The organism is Roseateles sp., from assembly GCF_036486225.1.
Classification (GTDB): domain Bacteria; phylum Pseudomonadota; class Gammaproteobacteria; order Burkholderiales; family Burkholderiaceae_C; genus Roseateles.
This window is the reverse complement of record NZ_DASVNZ010000329.1, coordinates 1-22855: the sequence shown is the minus strand read 5'-3', so window position 1 is coordinate 22855 and position 22855 is coordinate 1. Positions and strand designations below refer to the sequence as shown.

The following is a 22855-nucleotide window of genomic DNA, read 5'->3' as shown; positions in this document are numbered from 1 at the left end:
CGGGGTGCCTCCGGGCGATTTAGCGGAGCCTGCGAGCGTATGAGCCCGGGGGTGCCCCGGCTCCCGCCGACTCGCTCGATCGAGCCCAGGGTTCAGCGCAAAACGCCCTTCCCCAACCACTGCCCCCAGATCTTCATCGTGGCGCGTTGATCCATGAGCCCCGGGTACTCGGCCATCGTCTTGCGCAGCGCGGTCTCGTCGGTGCCGCGCGAGAACACGACCTCGCCGATCGGCCCGTCTTCCAGCGAGTACCAGGCGCCGATGACGCCCTCGTCGAGCGCGCGTTGCAGGAAGATCGGGACGGCGTCCTTGTCCTTGTCCTCCGCGCGGCTGAACAGCACGATGCGGTTCTCCTCGATCCCGTTGGGATCGATGCCGGTGTGGTGCAGTGCCTGGTGCACGGTTGCCGGCTGGGCGTTGACGACCATGTAGCCCTCGCGGATGTACTGGTCGGGTTCGAAGTAGCTCAGCAGGATCTGGCGGTTGGGTGCCTTGACCACGACGATGCCGCGCTTCTGCTTCGAGGGATCGCGCATCGGTCCGGCGGCGAAGAGCTTCTCGTCGGCGAAGAGCCGCTTGAAGTTCTCGAGGTGCCCGGCCTGCATCGCCGAGACGGCGGCCTTGTCGTCGGGCACCGGCTTGCCGGTCTCGAGGAAGATGAACCAGTACTGTTCGGCTGCGATCATTGGCGGACGGGTCTGTGCACGGGCCGGCAGTGCTGCCAGTGCGGACAACGCGGGGAGGGCCGCGGCCGTGGCGATCAGGGAACGTCGTTGCATCGGAGTCTCCTTTTGTCGTTCGCCGGGAGATCGACAGACCCCGGCGTCGACGGATGACTCTACTCCCGGCCGCCGCCCGTGCCGAGCACCTGCAGCGAGCGCAGCATCAGCCGGCTGCTGGTGACGTTGGTGGCGCAGGCGACGTTGTGGACGTCGCAGGCGCGGACCAGCGCGTTGATGTCGGGTTCATGCGGCTGCGGCGTCATCGGGTCACGCAGGAAGACGACCGCGTCGACCAGGCCCACCGCCAGGCGTGCGCCGATCTGCAGGTCGCCGCCGTGCGGGCCGGACAGCATGCGCTCGACCGTCAGGCCGACCTCCGCCGTCAGGCGCGAACCGGTCGTGCCGGTCGCCACCAGTTCACAGCCGCCGAGGAAGCCGGCGAATTCGGTGGCGAGCATCACCATCTCGTCCTTCTTGCCGTCGTGGGCGATCAAGGCGATGCGCAGGCGCGCGGGTGCGGCGGTCGCCGTCGCAGCGTCGGGAGAAGATGCGGAAGCGGGAACGGTGGAGGCAGTCATGGCTGCGATCGTAGGCCCGAAGGAACGACGTGCGAGTTACCGGCGCGGTTCTTTCTGCGTCGCCAGCGGCACGTTGCCGACGCCCCGGTTCATCGCGTTGAGCAGGTCGCCGTTGTCCTGGCTGAGTTCCCAGGCGAACACACCCGCGAGGCCCTGATCGCGCACGAAGCGGCCCTTGGCGAGCACCGCGCGCGGATCGTCGTAGCCCATCCAGAGCTTCTGCGCCGGGTTGAACAGCGACCACGACTGCGTCACCGGGTCCCAGACGGACTGGTAGCCCGCGCGGCCGTTGCCCTTCGCGTCGAGGATGCGGCCGGCCATCTCGCGGTAGCCCTGCGCGCCCTCGGCTCCCGGGTAGGCGCCGGTCTTCGCGGCGCCCGCGACCGTCTTGCTCACACCGGTGAAGCCGCGGCCGTACATCGCCACGCCGGCCACCAGCTTCGAACGCGGCACGCCGGCCTTCTCCAGGTTGGCCACTGCGCGTTCCAGGCTGTCGTCGGCCTGCGGCGACGACGCGCGCAGCGTCGTGTGATGCCCCGCCACCGGCGACCACATGCCGTAGAAGTCGTAGGTCATCATGAAGACGAGATCCAGTGGCTTGGACGCGTCCTTGAAGTTGATCTTGCCGACGATGGAATCCATCGGGTTCACGGCCGTGGTCAACAGGTAGGGACGGCCCGTCTCCGCGGTCAGCGCGTCCAGTGCCTTGCGCAGGTCGGCCATCAGTTCCGCGTAGGACTGACCGTCCTGCGGGCTGCCCAGCTGCACTCCGTTGGCCGCGCCGTTGTTGCCGGGATGCTCCCAGTCGATGTCGATGCCGTCGAAGGCCGGATGGTCGCGCAGGAACTGCTGCGCCGAGGCCGCGAACACCGCGCGCTTCGCCGGGTCGCCGACCAGGTGGAAGATCGGATCCGATCCGCCCCAGCCGCCCACCGAGGCGACGATCTTCAGATGCGGGGCGCGCTGCTTGTAGCGTTGGAACGCGGCGTTGAATCGCGCGTCGATCGGGCCGGTGCCGATCTCGAAATCCTTCTTGCCGACGCACTTCGCGGCGTCCTTCTCCAACTGGCCGGGACCGCACAGGCGCAGGAAGGCGTAGAGCACGTGGGTCAGGTTTTGCGGGGGCACGCGCTCGATCAGCTCGACCGGCTCCCAGTTGGGCACGTAGATGCCGACGATCTTGCCGCCGGTGCGCTCGAACTCGACGGGCTTGGCGCCGAAGAGCGGGTAGCCCGGTGCATCGGACTTCTGATCGGCCTTCGCATCGGCGGCCGGCGTGGCGGCGATGGCCGCCGAGGCGGCAATCGCGCCGAGCGCGGCGATCGCGGCCGTCAACGGGGTGGGGATGCGGGACAGAGCGCGAACGGACATGCGGGGCCTCCAAAGGACGCCGCAGCTTATCGGATTGAGCCGAAAATTAACACCAGTCAAATACCAATTCGATCGATGCAGCGACTTCGGAGAAACCTTTATGGAGCCACTTCGCTGTGCGGGGCCACGTCGCTCTATGGCGCCACGTCGACCCGCAACTGCAGTTCGCGGAGCTTCTGCACCTCCGCGTCCCGCGTGCTGTAGGTGTTGCGACTGGCGCTTGAAGTCACGCTGCCCGTGCGCGCGATCGTGACCCAGATGCCGAGCGGCGCCTGGACGGTGCTGAGGACGTCGGTGCTGGGTCGCTGCTGGCCGTCGGGCAGCGAAGTGCCGTAGGCGCCGCCCTGCGGCATCTGCGCCTGGTCCGAGGCGCGGACTTCGACGTCCACCGGGCTGCGACCGCCCGGCCATTTCGGTCGGACGACGATGCCGCGCACGCGCTCGGCCATGCCCTGGCGCGGCACGACGACCACGCGGTCGCGTTGCTCGCCTTGCTGACGGTCGAGCGCGACGTCGACCCACTGGATCGGCGTCGATTCGGTCATCGTGAACGAGGCCTGCGAGCCGTTGAGCACCAGCAGGCGCGGGAACAGCTGCTGGCGTTGCTCGCGGTTCTCGGTCGAGAGCGCGACGCCGCCGCGCGCCGACACGGAGCCGCCCGTGCTCACGACGGTGCTGCCGTCGCGGATGCCGGCCACCGTGGAACCGCTGAGCTCGGATTCGACCCAGCGCATCTCGACCTGCAGGTTCTGCTTCGGGCCTTGTGCGTGGACCGGCGTCATCAAGGAGGCGGTGACGCCCAGCGCGGCGATGGCAAGAACGGCGAGGCGGCGATTCGAGTTCATCGCGCCAGCATACGCCGCGAGGACGTCGATCACGACGTCACTTGTTGAGCGCCTTGCAGCGGTCGATGTCGCAAGCAGTGGGCAGCATCGAGCGGTACTCGACGACGCTGCCCCAGCTCTTCGGATCGCGCAGCGCGCAGCGCTCACCCTTGCCGTTGTCGTAGTAGGACATCGTGTCCACGCAGCGCTTCGAATGCGCCATCAGGCCGAGGAAGTGACCCATCTCGTGCGAGAGCACCATCTGCAGCGTCTGGTCCGCCGGGTGCTTGGGATTGCGCTCGCGCAGCAGCGCAAAGAGACCGGGACCGATCGACAGGCTGCGCGCCGTCACGTTGGCCAGCGCGAACTGGCCGCGGCTGCCGACGTCGCTCCAGAGGATCTGGATGGCGTCCTCCGGCGGCACCTGGCCGCGCGGCACGGCGACGACGGCGAGCTTCAGTCCGCACGCGGTCCAGGCCTCGGCGGAGCGCTTCACCAGCGCCATCACCTGCGGTTCGCTGAACCACGACGGCGCGTTGTCGTGACGGTAGGCGAAGCGCAACGAGCGCGTCGCGATCGCGCGATCGCGACCGTCGCCCCAGGTCTGCACTTCGCCGGGCAGGCATTGGGCGATCTCCTGGTCGCGCACGGAGGGAATCGTCGCGGGCGCCTTGCCCTTCTCCGGCGGAACGAATTGAGCGTTCGCGCCAAGCGGCGTGAGCGCGCCAAACAGCGCGATGGCCATCGCGGCCAACGCACGACGCGCGAGCATGCTCATGCTCGCGCAGCCTTCAGCACGCCGCGCACATGCGGCCACAGCAGATTGATCGCGAGCCCACTGATCACGAGCGCCGCAGCCATCAGCTTCCAAGGCGGCAGGCCTTCGCCGAGCAGCAGCGCGGAGCAGCTCATGCCGAATACGGGCACCAGCAGCGCCATCGGAACGATGGTCGCGGCGGGATGGCGCGACAGGAGGAAGCTCCACGCGCCGTAGCCGAAGAGCGTGTTGCCGACCGACTGCCAGAGCACCGCGCCCCATGCGCCGAGGCCGGCGTGCTGGAGCGCCTCGCCCATCTGCGCGGGGCCTTCGACGATGAAGGAAAGGACGAACAGCGCGGGCGCGGCGAAGGCGCTGCTCCAGACCACGTAGCCCAGCATGTTCACGGCGCCGGCGCGTTTGCCGACGATGTTGCCGCTGGACCAGCAGAGCGCGGCCAGCAGCACCATCCCGAGACCGAGCACGGTCGTCGTGCCGTCGGTGTGAGACGCGATGACGCCGATGCCGGCCGCGGCGGTGATCAGGGCCAGCCACTGGAAGCCCTGGACGCGTTCGCCGCTCATCTTCATGGCGAGCAGCAAGGTGAAGAAGACCTGCGTCTGGATGACGAGCGAGGCCAGCCCCGGCGAGATCTGCGAGCGCATCGCGAGGTAGAGCAGCGCGAACTGGCCGACGCCGACGAAGGCGCCGTACGCGGCGAGATTGCGCCAGCCGACCTTCGGCCGCGGCAGCAGCAGCATCGCGGGCAGCGCGGCGAAGGTGAAGCGCAGTGCGGCGAACAGCAGCGGCGGGAACGCGTTCAGGCCCCAGCGGATCACGACGAAGTTGCTCCCCCAGATGGCGACCACGGACAGCGCGAGCAGGAAATGTCGGAGCGGTAGCGTCATGGCGGCCGGGGAGCGAGGGGGGATCGTCGACTATGCCAGCGGGGCCCTCCGTCCGCCCGGTACAGGCGCTCGGGAGTGCGACCGGTACAGCTTTCCATCCTCGACGTGGTTATCGCCGCACCATCACGTCCGACCTTTCATGACCACCAACTCAATTTAAGTTACTTCCCTTTGTTATTTTCAGCGCAAGAGAATATCTAAATCAACCAATTCAGCTCATACATTTCCATGATCGACTTTTCCCCTATTTCTTGACCGGCACGCGGCCGTTAGCGTCGCAAGCGCGGCATGCATGAAAGGTGCCGTCGCCGTGACCGCCACATGAGCGGCATGAAAATCAACGTCAATGAGGAAACGTCATGTCTACGATGGAAATCAACTACGGAGAAATTCGAGAGCTGACCGAGGAGGAAATCGATATGGTGTCCGGCGGCTGGGACACACAAGCAGCGATCAATGGTGCGTACATCGGCGGCGTCGCGGGTGGGGTCGGCGGAGCGATCACTGGCGCGATTGCAGGTCCGGCAGCCGCAGCAGGGTTTGTGGGCGGTTTCATCGGAGGAGCGATCACCGGATTCATTGCCGGTGGACTGTCCGATCTCTCGAATCAGAAGGTTGCAAATACCCAGCTGTAAAGGGCTCGAATGAAAGACCATGATTCCAGGCGTTTGGGATGGCGATGGGCCATCTCGTTCACACTGCTGCTCGCCGCTTTGCTGCCCATCGTGTATTACCAGTTGAACGGTTGCTGGCCCGCCACGCTTTATTGGGTTGCCACGCCGCCGCTCTCCACACTCTTGGCGTATGCAATTCACTCCTGCGTGAATAAGGGTCGATAACGACTTTGGGCATTCGCGAACATGGCGGTCGTCGAATTCGACGACCGCTTATCCCTTGGGCTTCAGGTGCCCCAGCGGCAACGCCCCACCCGCCTTCACTTCCCCGAGCGAGAAGCTCGTGTGGATGTCCTTCACGTTCGGCAGGTTCAGCAGCGTGTCGATCGAGAACCGGCTGAACGCATCGAGATCCGTGGCCATCACCTCCAGCTCGAAGGTCCCGGCGCCGCTGATGTAGTGGCACGAGATCACCTCCGGCAGTTGCCGGATCGCCTCCTCCAGCTGCTTGGTCGCCGCGCCGTTGTTGCGGTCCGCGTCCACCCGCACGAACGCCAGCACGCCCAGACCCAGGCGGCGCCGGTCGATCTCGGCGCGGTAGCCGGTGATGAAGCCCTGCTCCTCCAGCCACCGCACCCGGCGCCAGGTCGGCGCTGGCGACAGCCCGATCCGCGTCGCCAGCTCCGCATTCGACAGGCGCGCCTCGCGCTGCAGCTCTCCCAGGATCGCCACGTGATACCGGTCGAGTTCGCCGCTTGCCGGAGCACCGGATCCGCCCGCGTCATCACCACGATCGGCGCCCCGATCGGCAACTCGATCAGCGCCCCGTTCGACCCCCTCGTCGCCGCCCGAGGAACCCGGCGTCGCCCTCATGGTTTTCCCTGATGCTCCATTTTTCGATGCCATTCGAATCCCTTTCTTCATTCCGAGAAAGATTCTTGCTCAAACGACCGTCCCCGGCGCAGAACTAGCAAACACTCGCCGGGCGTTGTTTCCTACACTGTTCTCTGCGTTTTCCGCGCGCCGCCATACTTGGCGCGACGGCAGCCAAGGCACACGGCCTCGCCACAAGCGGGGACCGGAAGTCAGCCACCCATCAGGAGACTCCCCGCATGAACGCCCCCTTGCCCGAACACATCCTGCGCGCCCTCGAGAAGGTCACGCTGGATGACAAGTACGCACTCGACGAGGGCCGCGCCTTCATGAGCGGCGTCCAGGCGCTGGTCCGCCTGCCGATGCTGCAACGCACCCGCGACGCCATCGCCGGCCTCAACACCGCCGGCTTCATCTCCGGCTACCGCGGCTCCCCGCTGGGCGGCTACGACCAGGCCCTGATGGCCGCGAAGAAGCACCTCGCCAAGCAGCACATCGTCTTCCAGCCCGGCGTCAACGAGGAACTCGGCGCCACCGCCGTCTGGGGCACCCAGCAGCTCGCACTGTTCCCCGAGAAGGCGAAGTTCGACGGCGTCTTCGGCATGTGGTACGGCAAGGGCCCTGGCGTGGACCGCTCCATCGACGTGTTCAAGCACGCCAACATGGCCGGCACGTCCAAGTACGGCGGCGTGATCGCCATCGCCGCCGACGACCACATCGCCAAGAGCTCCACCGCCGCCCACCAGAGCGACCACGTCTTCAAGGCCGTCGGCTTCCCGGTGTTCTTCCCGAGCAGCGTCCAGGAGATCCTGGACATGGGCCTGCACGCCTTCGCGATGAGCCGCTTCTCCGGCCTGTGGTCGGGCATGAAGACGATCCAGGAGATCGTCGAATCGTCCAGCAGCGTCAGCGTCGATCCCGACCGCGTCGAGATCCTGATGCCCGAAGATTTCCAGATGCCCCCGGGCGGCCTGCACATCCGCTGGCCCGATCCGCCGCTGGATCAAGAGGCGCGGATGATGGACCACAAGTGGTACGCCGCCCTCGCCTACGTCCGCGCCAACAAGCTCAACCACAACGTCATCGCCACGCCGCATGACCGCATCGGCCTGATCGCCTCGGGCAAAGCCTGGAACGACACCCGCCAGGCGCTGCACGACCTGGGCCTGGACGACGACAGCTGCCGCCGCCTGGGCATCCGGCTGCACAAGGTCAACGTGGTGTGGCCGCTGGAAGCGACCATCACCCGCGACTTCGCCACCGGGCTGCAGGAGATCCTCGTCATCGAGGAGAAGCGCCAGATGATCGAGTACCAGCTCAAGGAAGAGCTGTACAACTGGCGTCCGGACGTGCGCCCGAACGTGCTCGGCAAGTTCGACGAGACCGACGGCGACCGCAGCGGCGGCGAGTGGAGCCACCCGAACCCGAGCAGCAACTGGCTGCTGCGCCCGCAGGCCGACCTGACGCCGGCCATCATCGCGCGCGCCATCGCCAAGCGGCTCAAGAAGCTGGGGGTGGACGCCGACACCGCCGCGCGCCTGGATGCGCGCGTCGCGCTGATCGAAGCCAAGGAGCAGTCGCTCAAGAGCGAGGAGAAGACCGCCGGCGGCGCCGACCGCACGCCGTGGTTCTGCTCCGGCTGCCCGCACAACACCAGCACGCGCGTGCCGGACGGCTCGCGGGCCGTGGGTGGCATCGGCTGCCACTACATGGTCACCTGGATGCCGGGCCGCAACACCGCGACCTTCACCCAGATGGGCGGCGAAGGCGTGCCCTGGGTCGGCCAGGCGCCGTTCACCGACGAGAAGCACATCTTCAGCAACCTCGGCGACGGCACCTACTTCCACAGCGGCATCCTGGCGATCCGCCAGTCCATCGCCGCGGGCGTGAACATCACCTACAAGGTGCTCTACAACGACGCGGTCGCGATGACCGGCGGCCAGCAGGTCGGCGAGCGCCCCGAGGGCCACAGCGTCACGCAGATCATGAACAGCCTGGTCAGCGAAGGCGTGGCCAAGCTGATCATCGTCACCGACGAGCCGGAGAAGTACGACGGCAAGCCGCTGGCGCCCGGCGTGACGGTGCACCACCGCGACGAGCTGGACGCGCTGCAGCGCCAGTTCCGCGAGATTCCGGGCACCACGGTCATCATCTACGACCAGACCTGCGCGACCGAGAAGCGCCGCCGCCGCAAGCGCGGCAAGCTGGTCGACCCGGCCAAGCGCACCGTCATCAACGAGCTGGTCTGCGAAGGCTGCGGCGACTGCTCGGTGCAGTCGAACTGCCTGTCGGTCGAGCCGCTGGAGACCGAGTTCGGTCGCAAGCGCCAGATCAACCAGAACACCTGCAACAAGGACTTCTCGTGCGTGAAGGGCTTCTGCCCGAGCTTCGTCACCATCGAAGGCGGTGAGCTGAAGAAGCCGAAGAAGGACAAGCGCGTCAGCCCGTTCGACGCGTCGCTGCCGGTGATCCCGCAGCCGACGATCCCGAACGCGGTCGAGGCCTGGGGCATCGTCGTGGCCGGCGTCGGCGGCACCGGCGTGATCACCATCGGCCAGTTGCTCGGCATGGCCGCGCACCTGGAAGGCAAGGGCGTGATCACGCAGGACGCGGCCGGTCTGGCGCAGAAGGGCGGCGCGACCTGGAGCCACATCCAGATCGCCAACACGCCGGACGCGATCCACTGCACCAAGGTCGGCACCGCGGAGGCCGACCTGGTGATCGCCTGCGATTCCATCGTCGCCGCCAACAAGACGACGCTGGCCGTGATGCGCGAAGGCCGCAGCTTCGTGGCGCTGAACACGCACGGCTCGCCGACCGCAACGCTGGTCAACGACGCGAACTGGTCCTTCCCCGGCGCCGCCTGCGAGGCCGCCGTGCAGAAGGCCGTGGGCGCCTCGCACCTGGGCATGTTCGACGCGGAAGAGGTCGCGGTGAAGCTGCTGGGCGACTCGCTGTACACCAACCCGCTGATGCTGGGCTTCTCGTGGCAGAAGGGCCGCGTGCCGCTGAGCCACGCCGCGCTGATGCGCGCCATCGAGCTCAACGGCGTGCAGGTCGACAACAACAAGGCCGCGTTCGAATGGGGCCGTCGCTGCGCGCACGACCTGGCGGCGGTGCAGTCGCTGTTCGCGGCGCAGCAGGTCATCAACTTCGTCAAGCGCCAGGGCGTGGACGAGCTGATCGCCAAGCGCGTCGAGTTCCTGACCGACTACCAGAACGCCGCCTACGCCGAGCAGTACCGCGCCTTCGTCGAGAAGGTCCGCCAGGCGGAAGCGCCCGTCGGCGGCACGCGCCTGACGGAAGCCGTCGCGCGCTACCTGTTCAAGCTGATGGCCTACAAGGACGAGTACGAGGTCGCCCGCCTGCACACCGACACCAAGTTCCTGGACAAGATCAAGGGCCAGTTCGAAGGCGACTTCAAGGTCGTGCATCACCTGGCACCGCCGATGCTCGCCAAGAAGGACGACCACGGCCATCTGCAGAAGCGCCCCTTCGGCAGCTGGGTCCGCCCGGCCATGGGCATGCTGGCCAAGATGAAGGGCCTGCGCGGCACGGCCTTCGATCCGTTCGGCCACACCGAGGAACGCAAGTCGGAACGTCAGTTGATCGTCGACTACCGCGCAACCATCGACGCCATCCTGGCCAAGGGCCTCACCACGGAGCGCCTGTCGACCGCCGTCGAGCTGGCCCGCATCCCGGAAGACATCCGCGGCTACGGCCACGTGAAGGAGCGCCATCTGAAGGCGGCGCGACTGAAGTGGGACCAGTTGTCCAAGCAGTGGAGTGAAGTGGCCTGACGTGCCACGGTCGCTGCTGACGAACGGCCAAGCGCGGGCTCTCCGCGACGCAAGGGGCATCGCGTCCGCGAACCCCTAGCATCACTCCGGCCCCACTCCCGCTCGCTGCCCTCGGGCCTTGGCGGTCGGGGCTTGGCGATCGGATCGATACAGCCCGCCCCGGGTGACCGGGCGGGCTGTATGTCTTTGGTCACTGCGCTGGCTTTTTCATGCCCCCGGATGGGGGAAGTGCGGATTTCCCGTCGACTCACATCGATAGACTCGCACCCTTCGGCCCGTCAGAGGCCAGGTTCGATACACCGTTTCGAGGGAAATCCATGACCGCCACCCCCTTCACCCGCGCGCTGCGGGTCCTTGCCGGCGCGCTGTTCGGCGCGATGTTCATCACCGCCACGCCCGCCTCGGCGCAGTCCGGCGAGAACGAGTTCGCCAAGGTCCTCACCGCCGCGCAGAACGACATCGTGAAGGGGCCGCAGGACGTGAAGCTGTCCAGCCAGGCCGTGCTGCATCTGCCCGAGGGCAAGGTCTACGTCCCGCAGCCGCACGCGGCCAAGCTGATGCGCGCCATGGGCAACCCCGGCGACTACAGCGACCTGGAAGGCGTGGTCTTCCCGCGCGGCGACGGCGACTGGTTCGCGACGCTGCGTTTCGAGAAGTCCGGCTACATCAAGGACGACGACGCCAAGCACTGGGACGCGGCGGACATGCTGAAGAGCTTCAAGGAAGGCACCGAAGCCAGCAACGACGAGCGCAAGAAGATGGGCGGCCGCGCGCTGGAGATCACCGGCTGGGCGCAGGAGCCGGCCTACACGGCGGACTCGCACCGCCTGGTCTGGGCGATGAAGTCGCGCGAGGTCGGCGCGGCGGCCAATGAGCCGCAAGGCGTCAACTACAACACCTACGCGCTGGGCCGCGAGGGCTACATGAGCCTGAACCTGGTCACCGGCCTGGACGACCTGCCCAAGTACAAGGGCGACGCGCAGCAGCTGCTGGGCGCGCTGGAGTTCAACGACGGCAAGCGCTACGCCGACTTCAACAGCAGCACCGACAAGGTCGCCGAGTACGGCCTGGCCGCACTGGTGCTGGGCGTGGGCGCGAAGAAGCTGGGCCTGCTGGCGGTGATCGGCGCGTTCTTCCTGAAGTTCGCGAAGATCATCATCCTCGCCGTCGTCGGTTTCGGCGGCGCGATCATGAAGTTCTTCGGCCGCAAGAAGAGCGAGTCCGCGGAGTCCTGAGCCGATGACCAAGCTCCTGTTCCTGCTGTTCTCCGGCGTCAAGCTGAGCAAACTGCTGTTCAGCGGGGGCACGATGCTGCTGTCGGTCCTGCTGTACGCCTGGATCTACGGCTGGCGCTACGCGGTGGGGTTCATCGCGCTGCTGTTCGTGCATGAGATGGGCCACTATCTCGCCGCGCGCCAGAAGGGCCTGGACGTCGGCCTGCCGACCTTCATCCCCTTCGTCGGCGCCTGGATCGAGCTCAAGGACATGCCGCACGACGCGCAGACCGAGGCCTACGTCGGCCTGGGCGGGCCGCTGCTGGGCACCGTCGGCGCCACCGTCTGCTATCTGATGGCGCGCAGCTGGAACCTGGACTGGCTGCTGGCGGTGTCGTACGCGGGCTTCTTCCTGAACCTGTTCAACCTGATCCCGATGTCGCCGTTCGACGGCGGCCGGATCACGGCGGTGCTGTCGCCGCGAATCTGGTTCGCGGGCGTGCCGGTGCTGGTCGGGCTGTTCATCCTCCGGCCCAGTCCGATGCTGCTGCTGATCGCGCTGCTGGCCGCGCCGCAGCTGATGAAGGCCTGGAAGTACCGCGCCGACAGCGAGGAGGCGAAGACCTACTACGCCGTCCCCACCCGGGTGAAGTGGGAGTACGCCGCGTACTACATCGGTCTGGCGGCCTTCCTCGCGGTGATGACGCACGACGTCCACGAGATGCTGGGCGCGGCGCGCCATCTCGGCGGCGGCGACGCCTGAGGCCGCCGCTGCGCGGGGACGCTCAGTCCAGCGCCTCAGACGCCCCGGCGGCCTCGGGAGCCTCGGGGGCCCGGTAGAACATCGCCGTCGGCGTCTTGCCGCCCTGCCCGCTCGCCCATCGGAAGTGCGGGTAGGCGGCCTGGTTGTCCACGACGATCATCTCGTCCGGGTTGACGCAACGGACCACCAGGAAGACGTGGTCCTCGCCATGATGTGTCCCCTCGCGGCAGGTGCTGCCGATGTCGCCGGCCCGCTGCCCGCCCGGCGGGACTTCCCGCCATCCCCGCGAGAGCAGCATCGCCGGCACGTCGATCGCCCAGTAGAGCTCGTGGACCTCGAACCCGGCCCCGCGCATCAGCAAGGTCAGCGTGATCGCGCAGCCGTCGGCGGGATAGACCTCGCCGTCGGGGTCCAGCAATCTTCGGGCGGCGAGCGCCTGGACGGCGCACAGCCGGTCGGGATCGACCGCCATCGCCAGCAGCCCGGGGATACGGGCGCGATCCGGGATCTCTTCGCCGGGGCGGTGGGGAAGTTCGGTGAAGGGCAGGGAATGGAACTGCGGCATGTCGGCCTCGAAGTGACTGGAATGAGGGAACGCATCCCAACGCCTCGGCATGAGGCGGTGGGTGCGCTCCTCAGTGAAGTCAGTCGGGCGAAGCGCTTCAGTCGGGCTTGGCGCGCTTGACTGCCTTCACCGGCTTCACGGCCTTCACGGCCTTGGCTGCCTTCTCGAGCGCCTGCCGCTGACGCGGCCTCAGCCATCCCAGCGAGAAGCCCGCCTGCGCGGCCGCCGGCACGTCGCCGTGCGCCATGGCGAAGGCGAGCTGCTCGCGCGCCTGCGTCAGGCCGACTTCGAGGTCGTTCAGCGCACCCAGGCGCTGCGCGGCCTCGTGGACGCGCGCCAGTTGCCGGGCCCGCGCCTCGATCTCCTTCTTGGACAGGCGGGCGCCGTCGCTCCCGCCGGGCACGGCGAAGGTCAGCTCCAGCGCGAGCCGCAGGCGTCTCAGACGCCGGCGCAGGTGATGACGGCCCTCGGTGTCGAGGCGGTCGAAACGCTTGACCTGCTTGTCGGTGGCCGCACGCCACTGCGCGATGTGCGCGTGGACGAGGGCCAGGTCTTGCTCCTCCTCGGGCGCATGGTCCGGCGCGGGACGCGCGAGCCAGCCGATGATCGCGAGCATCCAGCCCTGCACCTCCGGCACGAGCAGCAGGCCGGCGACGTCGATGGGCGGCGCGGGCGACATCTCGGACGCCGCGGACGGCCGCTCGGCGCGCCAGGCGGCGAGCATCGCGATGCGCCATCCGGCTTCGGCCTGGGCATCGACGTCGCGCGCCGCGGTGAGTCGTCGCGACAGTTGCCCGGCGCCTTCGGCCAGCGCATGCAGCGCGAGGTCGTCGTCCGACGCCAGCAGCCGCACGCCGGCGCGCAGGCGCCGCAGGCCGACGCGCATCTGGTGCAGGTGTTCGGGCCGATGCCGTCCGCTCGCGATCTGCGAGGCGTTGCCGACGATGGGCTCCAGGCACTCGCGCAGCAGCACGTGAAGCGCGTCGTCGCGGGTCATGTCGCCGGTCCAGTGGATCGCGTGCGAACCGGCGACCGGCGCGCAGTCCAGACCGCGCGCGAGCAGATCGCCGCGCAGCGCCTTCGTGCGCAGTTCGAGCGACAGCCCGAAGCGTTCGATGGCCCATTGCCGCGCGGTTTCGAGCACGGCGCGGGCTTCGCCGCTCTTCAGTTCGATCTCGAGTTCGGCCACCGGCGTGCTGCGCAGCGAGTCGCCCTCGCCCGCGAGCAGCGCGCCGTGATCGAGCGCGAGTTCGACCGTGCCATGCGGCGTGCGCAGCGGGCGCGTGAGGCGGGTGATGTCGGTGCGGAACAGCGCCTGCAGAGCGTCCGCGGGCAGTTCGGCGAGCAGCGCCTGAAGCGCCTGCCCGGCGGGATGGTCGGCGTGACGGGCGACGTCGAGCTGGGGGATGTCCGCACCCAGCGGCACGTTGTGCTCGAGGCGCGTCATGCCGTCGGGCGCGGCGCCCTTGAGCGTCTGCACCCAGACGTCGCCCTCGCGTCGCAGCCGCAGCGCGAAGCCGGCGTGCGCGAGGTCGCGCTCGGGCGTATCGAAGTACGAGGCCTGCAGGCGTTCCTCGACCGCGACGGTCTTGCCGGTCCCCGCAACCCAGCGGCGCACGGCGGTCCATTGCGATTCGGGAATCTGGAAACGCAGTTCGATTTCGGTCATCCGGCAGTGTCGCATGTGAAGAACGGCGCCCCTGCCGCGGCGCTGCTCACCCAATCGGGCGAGCTGCGAAGTCCATATGAAATACATATTGACTTCATCATTTCGAGATATTTGACGTCTCCCAGATGCCCACCCACGATGGGCTCACCGTGTCATCCACGGGAACAAGAACCGGAGACTTCCATGCCAGATTCGAGAGCGCCGGACCGCCAGGTCAGGCCCCTTCCCTCCCGCCTTCCCTCCCGCAATTCCACTCGCAATTCCACCCGCAAGTCCGCCTTGCTTGCCGCCACGCCGGTGACCTTGGCGATGCTGTTGACCGCCTGCGGCAGCGGCGACGACAACGCCGATGTCACGCCGCCGTTCAAGCCCGCGGTGATCACCGCACAGTCGTGCAGCGCGGCCGCCGCCTTCACGGCGACCGCTGCGCAGATCAGCCTGCCGTCCTCCGGTGCGGAGATCGCCTCCGCGACTCTGGTCGCCGCAGACGCGGCGGGCAACCTCAACGGCAGCTTCTGCAAGGTGCTTGGTCGCATCAAGCCGGTCGACCCGGCGGCCCCCGTCATCAACTTCGAGGTCAACCTGCCCGCGACCTGGAACGGCAAGATGCTGCAGTACGGCGGCGGCGGTTTCGACGGCGTGCTGATCACCGGCCTGGACCCGACCAACTTCGCCGGCAACGACACGCCGACACCGCTGACGCGGGGCTACGTGACGCTGGGCGACGACTCCGGCCACGTCGGCGGCATCACCAACGGATCCTTCGCCACCAATGACGAGGCGCTGCGCAACTACGGCCGCCAGAGCCTGAAGAAGACGCAGGACGTGGCCCGCCTGCTGGTGCGCAGCCTGTACCAGGTCGACGCACCGCTGAAGAGCTATTTCATCGGCAGCTCGACCGGCGGCCGGGACGCGCTCTCGGCGGCGCAGAACTGGCCGGACAGCTACGACGCGATCTTCATCAACCGTCCGGCGCTGAACTACACCGGCCTGCGGCTGTCCAACATCCAGCTGGGCCGATCGATCTTCCAGAACGGCGGCGCGGGTTGGCTGAATCCCGCCAAGACCTCCCTGCTGCTGAACGCGGTGATGGCGTCCTGCGACACGCTGGACGGCGTGCAGGACGGGCTCATCGCCAACCTCCCGGCCTGCAAGGCGCGCGCCGATGCCACGCTGTCCAGCCTGCGCTGCCCCAACGGCACCGACGGCGGCGACACCTGCCTCTCCGACCCGCAGATCGCGACGGTACGCGCGATGGCCAGCCCGCTGCAGCTGAGCTATCCGCTGGCCAATGGCGTCACGCGCTACGGCGGCTACAACCTGATGGCGGGGATGGTGTTCGGACCGCCCTATTCGAGCTCGCGGAACTTCGGGCCCAACGGCATCGGTCCGCAGGCGCCGAACTACCTGGCGGTGACCTCCGGCACGAAGGCGAACTCGCCCAACGCCTACCTGACCGGCGACCAGTGGATGAAGTTCTTCATCACCCGCGACGCCGCGTTCAACACCACCAGCGTGGACCCGGCGAACCCGGGCAGCTGGCAGCAGCGCATCATCGACGTCTCGACGCAGACGGATGCTGCGAGCACCGACCTCGACCGTTTCTTCGCGCGCGGCGGCCGGATCGTCTGGACCCACGGCACGGCGGACGAGGTGGTGAGCACCGATTCGTCGGTCGAGTACTACCAGGCCCTGGTGGCCAAGTATGGTCAGGCGAAGATCGACGCGTCGGTCCGCTTCTACCTGATCCCTGGCAACGGCCACGGTGACACGGGGCCGTTCATTCCGGTGTTCGACAGCCTCGGCATCCTGAGCGACTGGGTCGAGAAGGGCGTCGACCCCGCGGACAAGATCGTCGCCGGCAACAGCCAGACCAAGGCCGCCGCCGACCTGTCGCCGGCCGGCACCGCCAACCGCCCGCTCTGCCGCTATCCGACCTGGCCGAAGTACGTCGGCGCACCGGCCGATCCCAATCAGGCCGGCAGCTTCACCTGCGTGAGCAGTTGAGCATCGGGCGCGTCGGCGGTCGTTGACGCGCCCCCGTGCGGACCGGATCGATCGAACCACAGGTCGATCCGGTGTCGTTCATCCGCCCGTGTCCCCTGCGAAGAGCAACAGGCATCGGGCAGCGACTGGCATGGACCAGTCAACAACGGCTGCGGCCTTACTCATCGATGAGTCGCCGCCCCGCGACAGACATCGCAACTTCTGCTTGACCAGCGACATTGTTGACGCGGCGCAAGGCGCGAACGGAACAGGGTCGGAAACATGACTGCCCCGTTGTTCCCAGAGTCCCTGCGTCATGACCAGTTCCACGCTGGAAAGCGAGTCACGCTCCCCCGTTGCATCAGTCAGCGCGACCACCGATGTCCCGGTGGCCGAGCACCTTGAGGCGGTATCTCCGCGACATCGGGGCCGGGTTGTCGCGCGTTGCGGGATACCTTGGGACCTCACCCACCTTGAGCCCATGGCTTTCCGCATCGACCCGGGGCTGGGCTTCGACATCGTCGTCGTCGCCTACTTCTCAAGCCATTGCTTCACGCGCTCGATTCCTTGGGACGGTAGGCCGAGGCACACGATTCCGTCGGGTGAACTCTTCAACGACGGGCAAGAGATTCGCGTACTCTGCGAAGAGCGCTACTCGCTCTCATCGTTGCACCTGCCCAGGATCATCAAGGACCTTCCAAAGCGTGCCATCCGCATCGCCCGGGAGCAGCCACAGAACTTCGTCACTGTCGAATCGGTGACCGGCAAGACCGGGGCATCGCAGCAGCACTACGTGCTGTTCTTCGAGCTGAGTCGCGATACCAAGCGGAAGCGCCGACTCATCCTCAAAGTTCAATCGGCCTACTTGAAGCATCCCTTTGACGTCAGCTTGACGAGGGGTCGAAAGGTCAGCTTTGCGAAGCTGTTGAAAGCAACCTGCTTGCGGCAGCCTCTTCGAGCATGAAAGAAGTAGCCGGACAAAAAAACAGGCGACCACCGAAAGGTGGTCGCCGCACGCGGAGTTCTCTATCGCGTTTCCGCGAACTCCCATTCCAGCTGGGACCCAATTGCTTGGGCGGCTCGACCGTCTCACTCCGCCTGGTTCGATCTTGAGGTTCGCAGTCTATCGATCCGCCTTGGACGAGGCAAGATTTCCGGACGACAACACGCCGTCCGGCGCATCCGATATTTGACCGGATCGGTCGAACCAGAGTTCGACTTCGCCGCCTCGCACACGCAGCACGGCGAAACCATCGCCGGGACGATCCGCCCACACGCTGACCACGCATCGCAGGCGCCGGCCGTCCGGGCCGTCGAACTCGAAGGCATCGGGCGCGGCCAGCTCCTCGGCCGCTGTGATCGCGAACGGCCACGGTGCATACAGCGCCGAGCTGTGGACCGAGTGGATGCGCACCGGCGCGCGGTCGTCGCCGTCGACCGCCGAGATCTCCGCGCTCACCCAGCCCGAGCGATGCTCGTCGCCCGACAGGAACACCAGCCCCGACGCGCGATGCCGCCACACCGCCCCCAGCAGTTCGTGCAGGCTGTGCGGATACCCGTCCCACGCGTCCGAACGCAGGCAGCTCGCCGCGTGCTCCACCGTCGTGCGACGACGCGGCAGCGGCAGTGAGCCGCTCAGCACGAACTTCGGCCGATCCGCAGCGCGTGACAGCCACTCGCCGAAGGCGTCGCGTTGCGATGTCGACCACAGGCGCGCGCTCGACCAGTTCGCGACACGTCGCGCCTCGCGCTCGCAACGCGCATCGGCGATGAAGAAGGCCGCCCCGCGCCAGTCAAAGTCGTGCCACAGCAGCTCCGGTCCGCCCACTCGCGCGCCGGCTTCCCATCGGTGATGCCAGGCCGCCTGCCGCGCGACGTCGAACCACGGGCCGTTGCCCCCGTGACTGGCACCGGGACTCGGTTCCCAGTTGTCGACGATCTCGTGATCGTCGATCGCGTGCACGACGCGCGCCACCGTCGGCGGCAGCAGCCGGGCGGGACCGGCTTTGAACTCGCCGTAGCCGCGTGCATAACGCTCGATGCCGCTGCGCGAATCGGCCAACCCGCCGCTCGCATCCGCATAGATCTGGTCCCCGGCGAACAGCACCAGCGAGCAGGTCCGCCCCCGCACCGTCGAGCGCGTGAACCGGTGCAAACGCGCCAAGGACGCCAGACCCGGCCCGGCTTGCGAGGCGTCGAGCTCCCAACCCGGGCTCGCATCGAGCAGACCCGGTGGGTACTGGCACGCCGCCAGCGCGAAGCACACGCCGTCGGACACCGACTCGTCCGGCGACGGCACGAAACCATGCGCCCAGCGATGCGGCGGCAGATCCAGGAACTGCCCGAGCGCACCCTCGACCTGCGCCTGCAGCTCTTCCTCGCCGAGCTCGTGCATCACGCCACGATGCGCGCCCTCCATGGCCAGCGCGCGCGGCTCGAGATAGAGCGCCACCAGAAGCAAACCGTGGACGTCGATCTCGCGTTCATCGCCGCCATCGATGCCGACCTCGACGGTCATATCGGTCGCAGCACCGGATGACGCGCCTGGCTGCGGTGGAAACGCCTCCACGGCCTGCGAGATCCGCCACGGCGCGCCCGGCTGCCCCATGCCGGGTGGCACGAAAGACTCGATGCGCCAGGGCAGCGGCAGCTGTTCATAGACCCATCCGCCGCGCCATCGCATCGGTACCCACAGCAACCAGTGCGGCCAGCCGCGCTCGGGTCGCAGTGCCGTCAGCAGCGGCACGCGGCCGGTCTCCGGCGCCGCGCGCTCGACGCGATGGCCGGGCGCCTCCGCGCCGATCAGCAGCCCGTCGGCCCCCGTGCCCCGCCGGGTCCCGGACAGGAACCCGCTCATGATGGCGGCTCCTCGGCCAGGAAGGCGAGCACGTGCGGGAACACCTGCGTCGCGATGTGGCGTCCGATCAGGCAGTCCTGATGCCCGTGGCCCGCGATCACCCGGTACCGATAACGTCCCGGCGCGGCCTGCTCGTAGTAGTCCTTGAGCAGCTCGGCGCTGTCGGCGCTGCACAAGCCGTTGTCCTCGCCGTGCAGCGACAGCACCGGGAAAGACTTCAGCAGCGCCAGACTCTTCGCAAGACTGTCGAGGTAGACGCTCGCCCCCTGCCAGTCGGTGATCTCGTGGCAGCGCGCGAAGTGGATCGCCTGCGCGACCGTGTCCATGTTCAGCGGCCCGAAGTGGTCGTCGATGAAATCGAACACGGCGCGGTCGACGTTGCCGATCGCGAAGTCGCGTCCGTACAGCAGGTCCATGCGATGCCGCGTCGCGGTCCAGGGGGTGCGCCGCATCCGCCACGGCGGCCAGGGCGGCGGGTTCTCCAGGTCGAATTCCGCGTCCGGATACGGGAGGCTGGCCAGCAGCCGGTCGAGCAGGTGATCGAACAGCGTGAGCGTGCCTTCCGGCCGGAATGCGTAGTCGCCCAGCGGCAGGTAGGGCCGCAGGTATTGCATCAGCACGCCGCGCAGGCTGTTGGTCGGCGACATCACCATCAGCGGCGTGACCTGCGAGATGACCAGCCTCGAGATCCTGTCCTTCAGGGCCGCACGCAGGGGGAAGCAGCGCTCCCAGGTCTGCTCGCGCGGCTCCAGCAACGCCATGTGCAGCATCACCGACCCCATGCAGTGCGCGAGGAGGTTCAGCCGCTCGCGGCCGGTCTCGCGCAGCACCCGGTCGACGGCCAGCGGGATGTCGTTGAACGCGGCTTCCTCGAAGGTCCACGGCAGCCGGGCCGTCGGCAGGCCGGCGCTGGTGCGCAGGTCCAGCAGCCAGACGTCGTAGCCCGCGTCCCACAGCAGCTTGGCCGGACCCGGGCGCACGGCGTGGTGCGCGAAGGTCGTGCCGCTGGCGCTGTAGCCGTGGATCATCAGCACCGGCTCGCCGCCCGACCGGGCGTAACGCGTGAGCCGGATCAGCACCGGGCGCTCGTCGTCCTCGCGCGCCGGGCGGTCGAGGTCCTGGCGCTGCGCCCCCGCGTCGCCCCAACGCCCGGCGGCCATCTCGATCACCACGGGGTCCGGCAGGCCGGGCACCGCGCCCGGCAGGCGCGAGATGCGCCGCGGCGGTGCCTCGTCGGGCTTGCGGAAGGTCCAGGCGTGCAGCCCAATCGTCATGCGCGCGATGTAGGCCATCAGCGCGCCGATGTCACGCGCCGCCGAGGGGATGTCGCGCGCCTGCCGGATGCGCAGCAGCGGCATCCGCTCGCGGGCGAGGTGGTGCATGTCCAGCGTCAGCACGATCTCCCGCGCCCCTGGCGGCGGCGCCATGCCGGCGAGGGGCGCCAGCGTCATGCGGCTCAGCTGCGTCCACGGGTTGCCGCGCCGCGTGTAGCTGATCCGCTTGGCGCCGCTCAACGGCTGATCGCGCAACGCAACCGCCCACGCGGGCAGGTCCGCGGCCGGATCGATGCGCACCTGATAACGCATCACCCGCGCTTCCCCCGCGTGTCCGGCAAGGTGCCAGGCGTTGACGGCCCGTGCGCGCAAGCCCGCCCGCGCTGCGCCCAGCGCCTTCGGCGGCGAGCGACGCCCGGCCCAGTCGACCAACCCCTGCCAGGCATCGCGCACGCCGCGATTGATCGCCCACGCCCACAGGCCGCGTGCGTGGCGTCGCATCGATCCCGAGGCCTCGCGCTGGAAGAGCGTCAGTTCCCCTTCCGCCAGCGGCGCGGTGAACAGGGCGTACTCGTCGCCGCGCTCTTCGTGCGCCCAGAGCCGGCGGTCTCCCGGGTTCGGGCCGACGATCTCGAAGCATCCGGGCCGGCGCTCGCGCGCCTCGAAAACACGCAGCCGGCTCTCCGGCGCCACGATCAACCGTCGCTCGGGGCCAGGTCTCAACAGGTCCACCAACGCCTTCGGTTGGAAGACCACGCAGAACTCCAGGTACTTCACCGGTGAGCCCGGCGCGCCGGACCAGCGCACGAAACCGCCGAGGCGCTCGCGCACTTCGATCACCGTCGCGTCTCTGCCGCTGGTGCTACCGCCGGTGCTTTTGCGGAAGACAGGACGCACCGGCTCCCGACGCACGGTCACCGGTGACGGGGCGCCCAGTCGCCACAGGAGGACCAACTGGTCCAGCGCCCGCTGCGCCAACGCGCTGATCGTCAGCGCCGGATTGATCGCGAGCGAGCCCGGCACGATGGCGCCGTCCAGCACGACCAGTCCGTCATGCACCGCGTCGCCGTCGCCGGAGAACACCCGCCCGATCGCATCGACCACGCCGTCGCTGCCGCGATCGCCCATCGCGCAGCCGCCCAGCGGATGCACGCTGAGCATCGGCCCGCGCGCGTCGTTCGTGAGGAAGGCCATCTCCGGCGGCAGCAGTTGCCACAGCGGGTTGCGCAGCAGCCGGGCGCCCTGGGTGCGGAGGCGCCGCTCCAGCGCCTCGTGCCGACGCGCGATCGCGGGCTCATCCCGCAGACCGGGCCAGTCGACCTGCAAGCCGCCGGGTTCCTCGAATCCGTCGCGCCGGACCAGCCGGCCGGTGCCGCTGTCGCGCCCGACGATCGCCAGCGGCAACTGGCGCTCGGTCACGGACGGGCGGACGGCGAAGGGATCGTCGAAATCGGCGCGTTCCTCGTGCGGCCCCGGGTTCGCGCGCGCCAGCGCGTCCAAGGTCGCCGCCAGGGCGAAGCCTTCCTCGAAGACCGGCCGCAACGCGCCGGGAATCGCCAGGTCCTCCACGACGTAATCCGGCCCTGCATGCCAGACGCCAGTGATCGTCGGACCGACCTGCCGCGCCGCGGGAGGCTGGTCCTCGTCGGCGACCGCGTGGACGGGCCGGGGCCACCCGTGACCGACGGCGATCACGTCGCCGTTGGCCGAGAACGCCTGCCCGAGCATGCGCGACAGCGGCAGACCGCGGTCCCGCGAACGCATCAGGATCTCCGTCGATCCCAGCGTGCCGGCGGCCAGGATCACCCGACGCGCGAGCACCTCGAAGGGCTCGCCCTGCCGCTGGCGCAACGGCTCGTCGGTGTGCTGCAGCGTGACGCGCCAGCCGACGCCCGGCGCGGCGGCGAGCGCCTCGACACTCGCGCCGCAGACGAGGTCGGCGCCCTGCCGCCAGGCTTGCAGCAGCAAGCCGGTGTCCAGCGACTGCTTGGCCTCGTGATTGCAGTCGGTCGCGCAATCGCCGCAGGCGATGCAGGCCTCGTGCGACCACCCGGCCGCACCGCGCGGGCGGGCGTCCATC

16 protein-coding genes and 1 pseudogene are annotated in these 22855 nt (G+C 68.3%); 6 read left to right on the top strand and 11 right to left on the bottom strand.

Features of this window, described 5'->3' with window-relative positions; translation table 11 throughout:
- Nucleotides 1-92: 92 nt before the first annotated feature.
- From VF536_RS21470 to VF536_RS21445, 6 genes are all read right to left on the bottom strand, one after another.
- Entirely contained in the window at nucleotides 93-779 is a 687-nt protein-coding gene (locus VF536_RS21470) for a hypothetical protein (protein ID WP_331616921.1), read from the bottom strand.
- 59 nt (nucleotides 780-838) lie between these two features.
- Nucleotides 839-1300 carry a methylglyoxal synthase gene (locus VF536_RS21465; RefSeq protein ID WP_331616920.1) on the bottom strand — a complete coding sequence of 154 codons (462 nt, stop codon included), beginning with the start codon at nucleotides 1298-1300 and terminating at the stop codon, nucleotides 839-841.
- A gap of 36 nt (nucleotides 1301-1336) precedes the next feature.
- Complete coding sequence (locus VF536_RS21460; protein ID WP_331616918.1) at nucleotides 1337-2671, bottom strand: glycoside hydrolase family 18 protein; 1335 nt, start codon at nucleotides 2669-2671, stop codon at nucleotides 1337-1339.
- A gap of 134 nt (nucleotides 2672-2805) precedes the next feature.
- Nucleotides 2806-3549: a hypothetical protein gene (locus VF536_RS21455; protein ID WP_331616917.1), complete on the bottom strand. Its 744-nt coding sequence runs from the start codon at nucleotides 3547-3549 to the stop codon at nucleotides 2806-2808.
- A gap of 4 nt (nucleotides 3550-3553) precedes the next feature.
- On the bottom strand, nucleotides 3554-4273 hold the full coding sequence (locus tag VF536_RS21450; protein ID WP_331616916.1) for a hypothetical protein: 720 nt from the start codon (nucleotides 4271-4273) through the stop codon (nucleotides 3554-3556).
- Nucleotides 4270-5160: an EamA family transporter gene (locus VF536_RS21445; RefSeq protein WP_331616915.1), complete on the bottom strand. Its 891-nt coding sequence runs from the start codon at nucleotides 5158-5160 to the stop codon at nucleotides 4270-4272. Before VF536_RS21445 ends, VF536_RS21450 begins: the two co-directional genes overlap by 4 nt.
- A gap of 359 nt (nucleotides 5161-5519) precedes the next feature.
- On the opposite strand from VF536_RS21445, the gene VF536_RS21440 reads away from it, so the two are divergent.
- Entirely contained in the window at nucleotides 5520-5795 is a 276-nt protein-coding gene (locus tag VF536_RS21440) for an ABC transporter permease (protein ID WP_331616914.1), read from the top strand.
- Between the two features lie 252 nt (nucleotides 5796-6047).
- Here the strand turns inward: VF536_RS21440 and VF536_RS21435 are convergent.
- Nucleotides 6048-6521 (bottom strand): annotated as a pseudogene (locus VF536_RS21435) (Lrp/AsnC family transcriptional regulator); the annotation flags it as partial.
- 365 nt (nucleotides 6522-6886) lie between these two features.
- Between VF536_RS21435 and VF536_RS21430 the strand changes: the two are divergent.
- The 3 genes from VF536_RS21430 (at nucleotide 6887) to VF536_RS21420 (ending at nucleotide 12424) form a co-directional block, all read left to right on the top strand.
- Complete coding sequence (locus VF536_RS21430) at nucleotides 6887-10447, top strand: indolepyruvate ferredoxin oxidoreductase family protein (protein WP_331616912.1); 3561 nt, start codon at nucleotides 6887-6889, stop codon at nucleotides 10445-10447.
- A 317-nt stretch (nucleotides 10448-10764) separates the two neighbouring features.
- Entirely contained in the window at nucleotides 10765-11682 is a 918-nt protein-coding gene (locus tag VF536_RS21425; RefSeq protein ID WP_331616911.1) for a DUF2167 domain-containing protein, read from the top strand.
- A gap of 4 nt (nucleotides 11683-11686) precedes the next feature.
- Complete coding sequence (locus VF536_RS21420) at nucleotides 11687-12424, top strand: site-2 protease family protein (RefSeq protein WP_331616910.1); 738 nt, start codon at nucleotides 11687-11689, stop codon at nucleotides 12422-12424.
- 22 nt (nucleotides 12425-12446) lie between these two features.
- Here the strand turns inward: VF536_RS21420 and VF536_RS21415 are convergent, their stop codons facing one another.
- Together VF536_RS21415 and VF536_RS21410 are read right to left on the bottom strand one after the other, a co-directional pair.
- Complete coding sequence (locus tag VF536_RS21415) at nucleotides 12447-12989, bottom strand: hypothetical protein (protein ID WP_331616909.1); 543 nt, start codon at nucleotides 12987-12989, stop codon at nucleotides 12447-12449.
- 97 nt (nucleotides 12990-13086) lie between these two features.
- A complete protein-coding gene (locus VF536_RS21410; protein WP_331616907.1) occupies nucleotides 13087-14658 on the bottom strand; it encodes a CYTH and CHAD domain-containing protein in 1572 nt (523 codons plus the stop codon).
- Nucleotides 14659-14937: 279 nt separating this feature from the next.
- On the opposite strand from VF536_RS21410, the gene VF536_RS21405 reads away from it, so the two are divergent.
- Complete coding sequence (locus VF536_RS21405) at nucleotides 14938-16665, top strand: tannase/feruloyl esterase family alpha/beta hydrolase (RefSeq protein WP_331616906.1); 1728 nt, start codon at nucleotides 14938-14940, stop codon at nucleotides 16663-16665.
- A 460-nt stretch (nucleotides 16666-17125) separates the two neighbouring features.
- Complete coding sequence (locus VF536_RS21400) at nucleotides 17126-17608, top strand: hypothetical protein (RefSeq protein WP_331616905.1); 483 nt, start codon at nucleotides 17126-17128, stop codon at nucleotides 17606-17608.
- 159 nt (nucleotides 17609-17767) lie between these two features.
- Here VF536_RS21400 and VF536_RS21395 read toward each other — a convergent pair whose 3' ends face one another.
- Nucleotides 17768-19501: an alkaline phosphatase D family protein gene (locus VF536_RS21395; protein WP_331616904.1), complete on the bottom strand. Its 1734-nt coding sequence runs from the start codon at nucleotides 19499-19501 to the stop codon at nucleotides 17768-17770.
- Nucleotides 19498-22855: alpha/beta fold hydrolase (locus VF536_RS21390; protein ID WP_331616903.1), on the bottom strand; the 3358-nt coding region annotated here is incomplete at its 5' end. The genes VF536_RS21395 and VF536_RS21390, both read right to left, overlap by 4 nt.

Coding starts and splice junctions, on each gene's coding strand:
- VF536_RS21470 (WP_331616921.1), bottom strand. CDS start 779: ATGCAACGACGTTCCCTGATCGCCACGGCCGCGGCCCTCCCCGCGTTG.
- VF536_RS21465 (WP_331616920.1), bottom strand. CDS start 1,300: ATGACTGCCTCCACCGTTCCCGCTTCCGCATCTTCTCCCGACGCTGCG.
- VF536_RS21460 (WP_331616918.1), bottom strand. CDS start 2,671: ATGTCCGTTCGCGCTCTGTCCCGCATCCCCACCCCGTTGACGGCCGCG.
- VF536_RS21450 (WP_331616916.1), bottom strand. CDS start 4,273: ATGAGCATGCTCGCGCGTCGTGCGTTGGCCGCGATGGCCATCGCGCTG.
- VF536_RS21445 (WP_331616915.1), bottom strand. CDS start 5,160: ATGACGCTACCGCTCCGACATTTCCTGCTCGCGCTGTCCGTGGTCGCC.
- VF536_RS21440 (WP_331616914.1), top strand. CDS start 5,520: ATGTCTACGATGGAAATCAACTACGGAGAAATTCGAGAGCTGACCGAG.
- VF536_RS21430 (WP_331616912.1), top strand. CDS start 6,887: ATGAACGCCCCCTTGCCCGAACACATCCTGCGCGCCCTCGAGAAGGTC.
- VF536_RS21425 (WP_331616911.1), top strand. CDS start 10,765: ATGACCGCCACCCCCTTCACCCGCGCGCTGCGGGTCCTTGCCGGCGCG.
- VF536_RS21420 (WP_331616910.1), top strand. CDS start 11,687: ATGACCAAGCTCCTGTTCCTGCTGTTCTCCGGCGTCAAGCTGAGCAAA.
- VF536_RS21415 (WP_331616909.1), bottom strand. CDS start 12,989: ATGCCGCAGTTCCATTCCCTGCCCTTCACCGAACTTCCCCACCGCCCC.
- VF536_RS21410 (WP_331616907.1), bottom strand. CDS start 14,658: ATGACCGAAATCGAACTGCGTTTCCAGATTCCCGAATCGCAATGGACC.
- VF536_RS21400 (WP_331616905.1), top strand. CDS start 17,126: ATGGCTTTCCGCATCGACCCGGGGCTGGGCTTCGACATCGTCGTCGTC.
- VF536_RS21395 (WP_331616904.1), bottom strand. CDS start 19,501: ATGAGCGGGTTCCTGTCCGGGACCCGGCGGGGCACGGGGGCCGACGGG.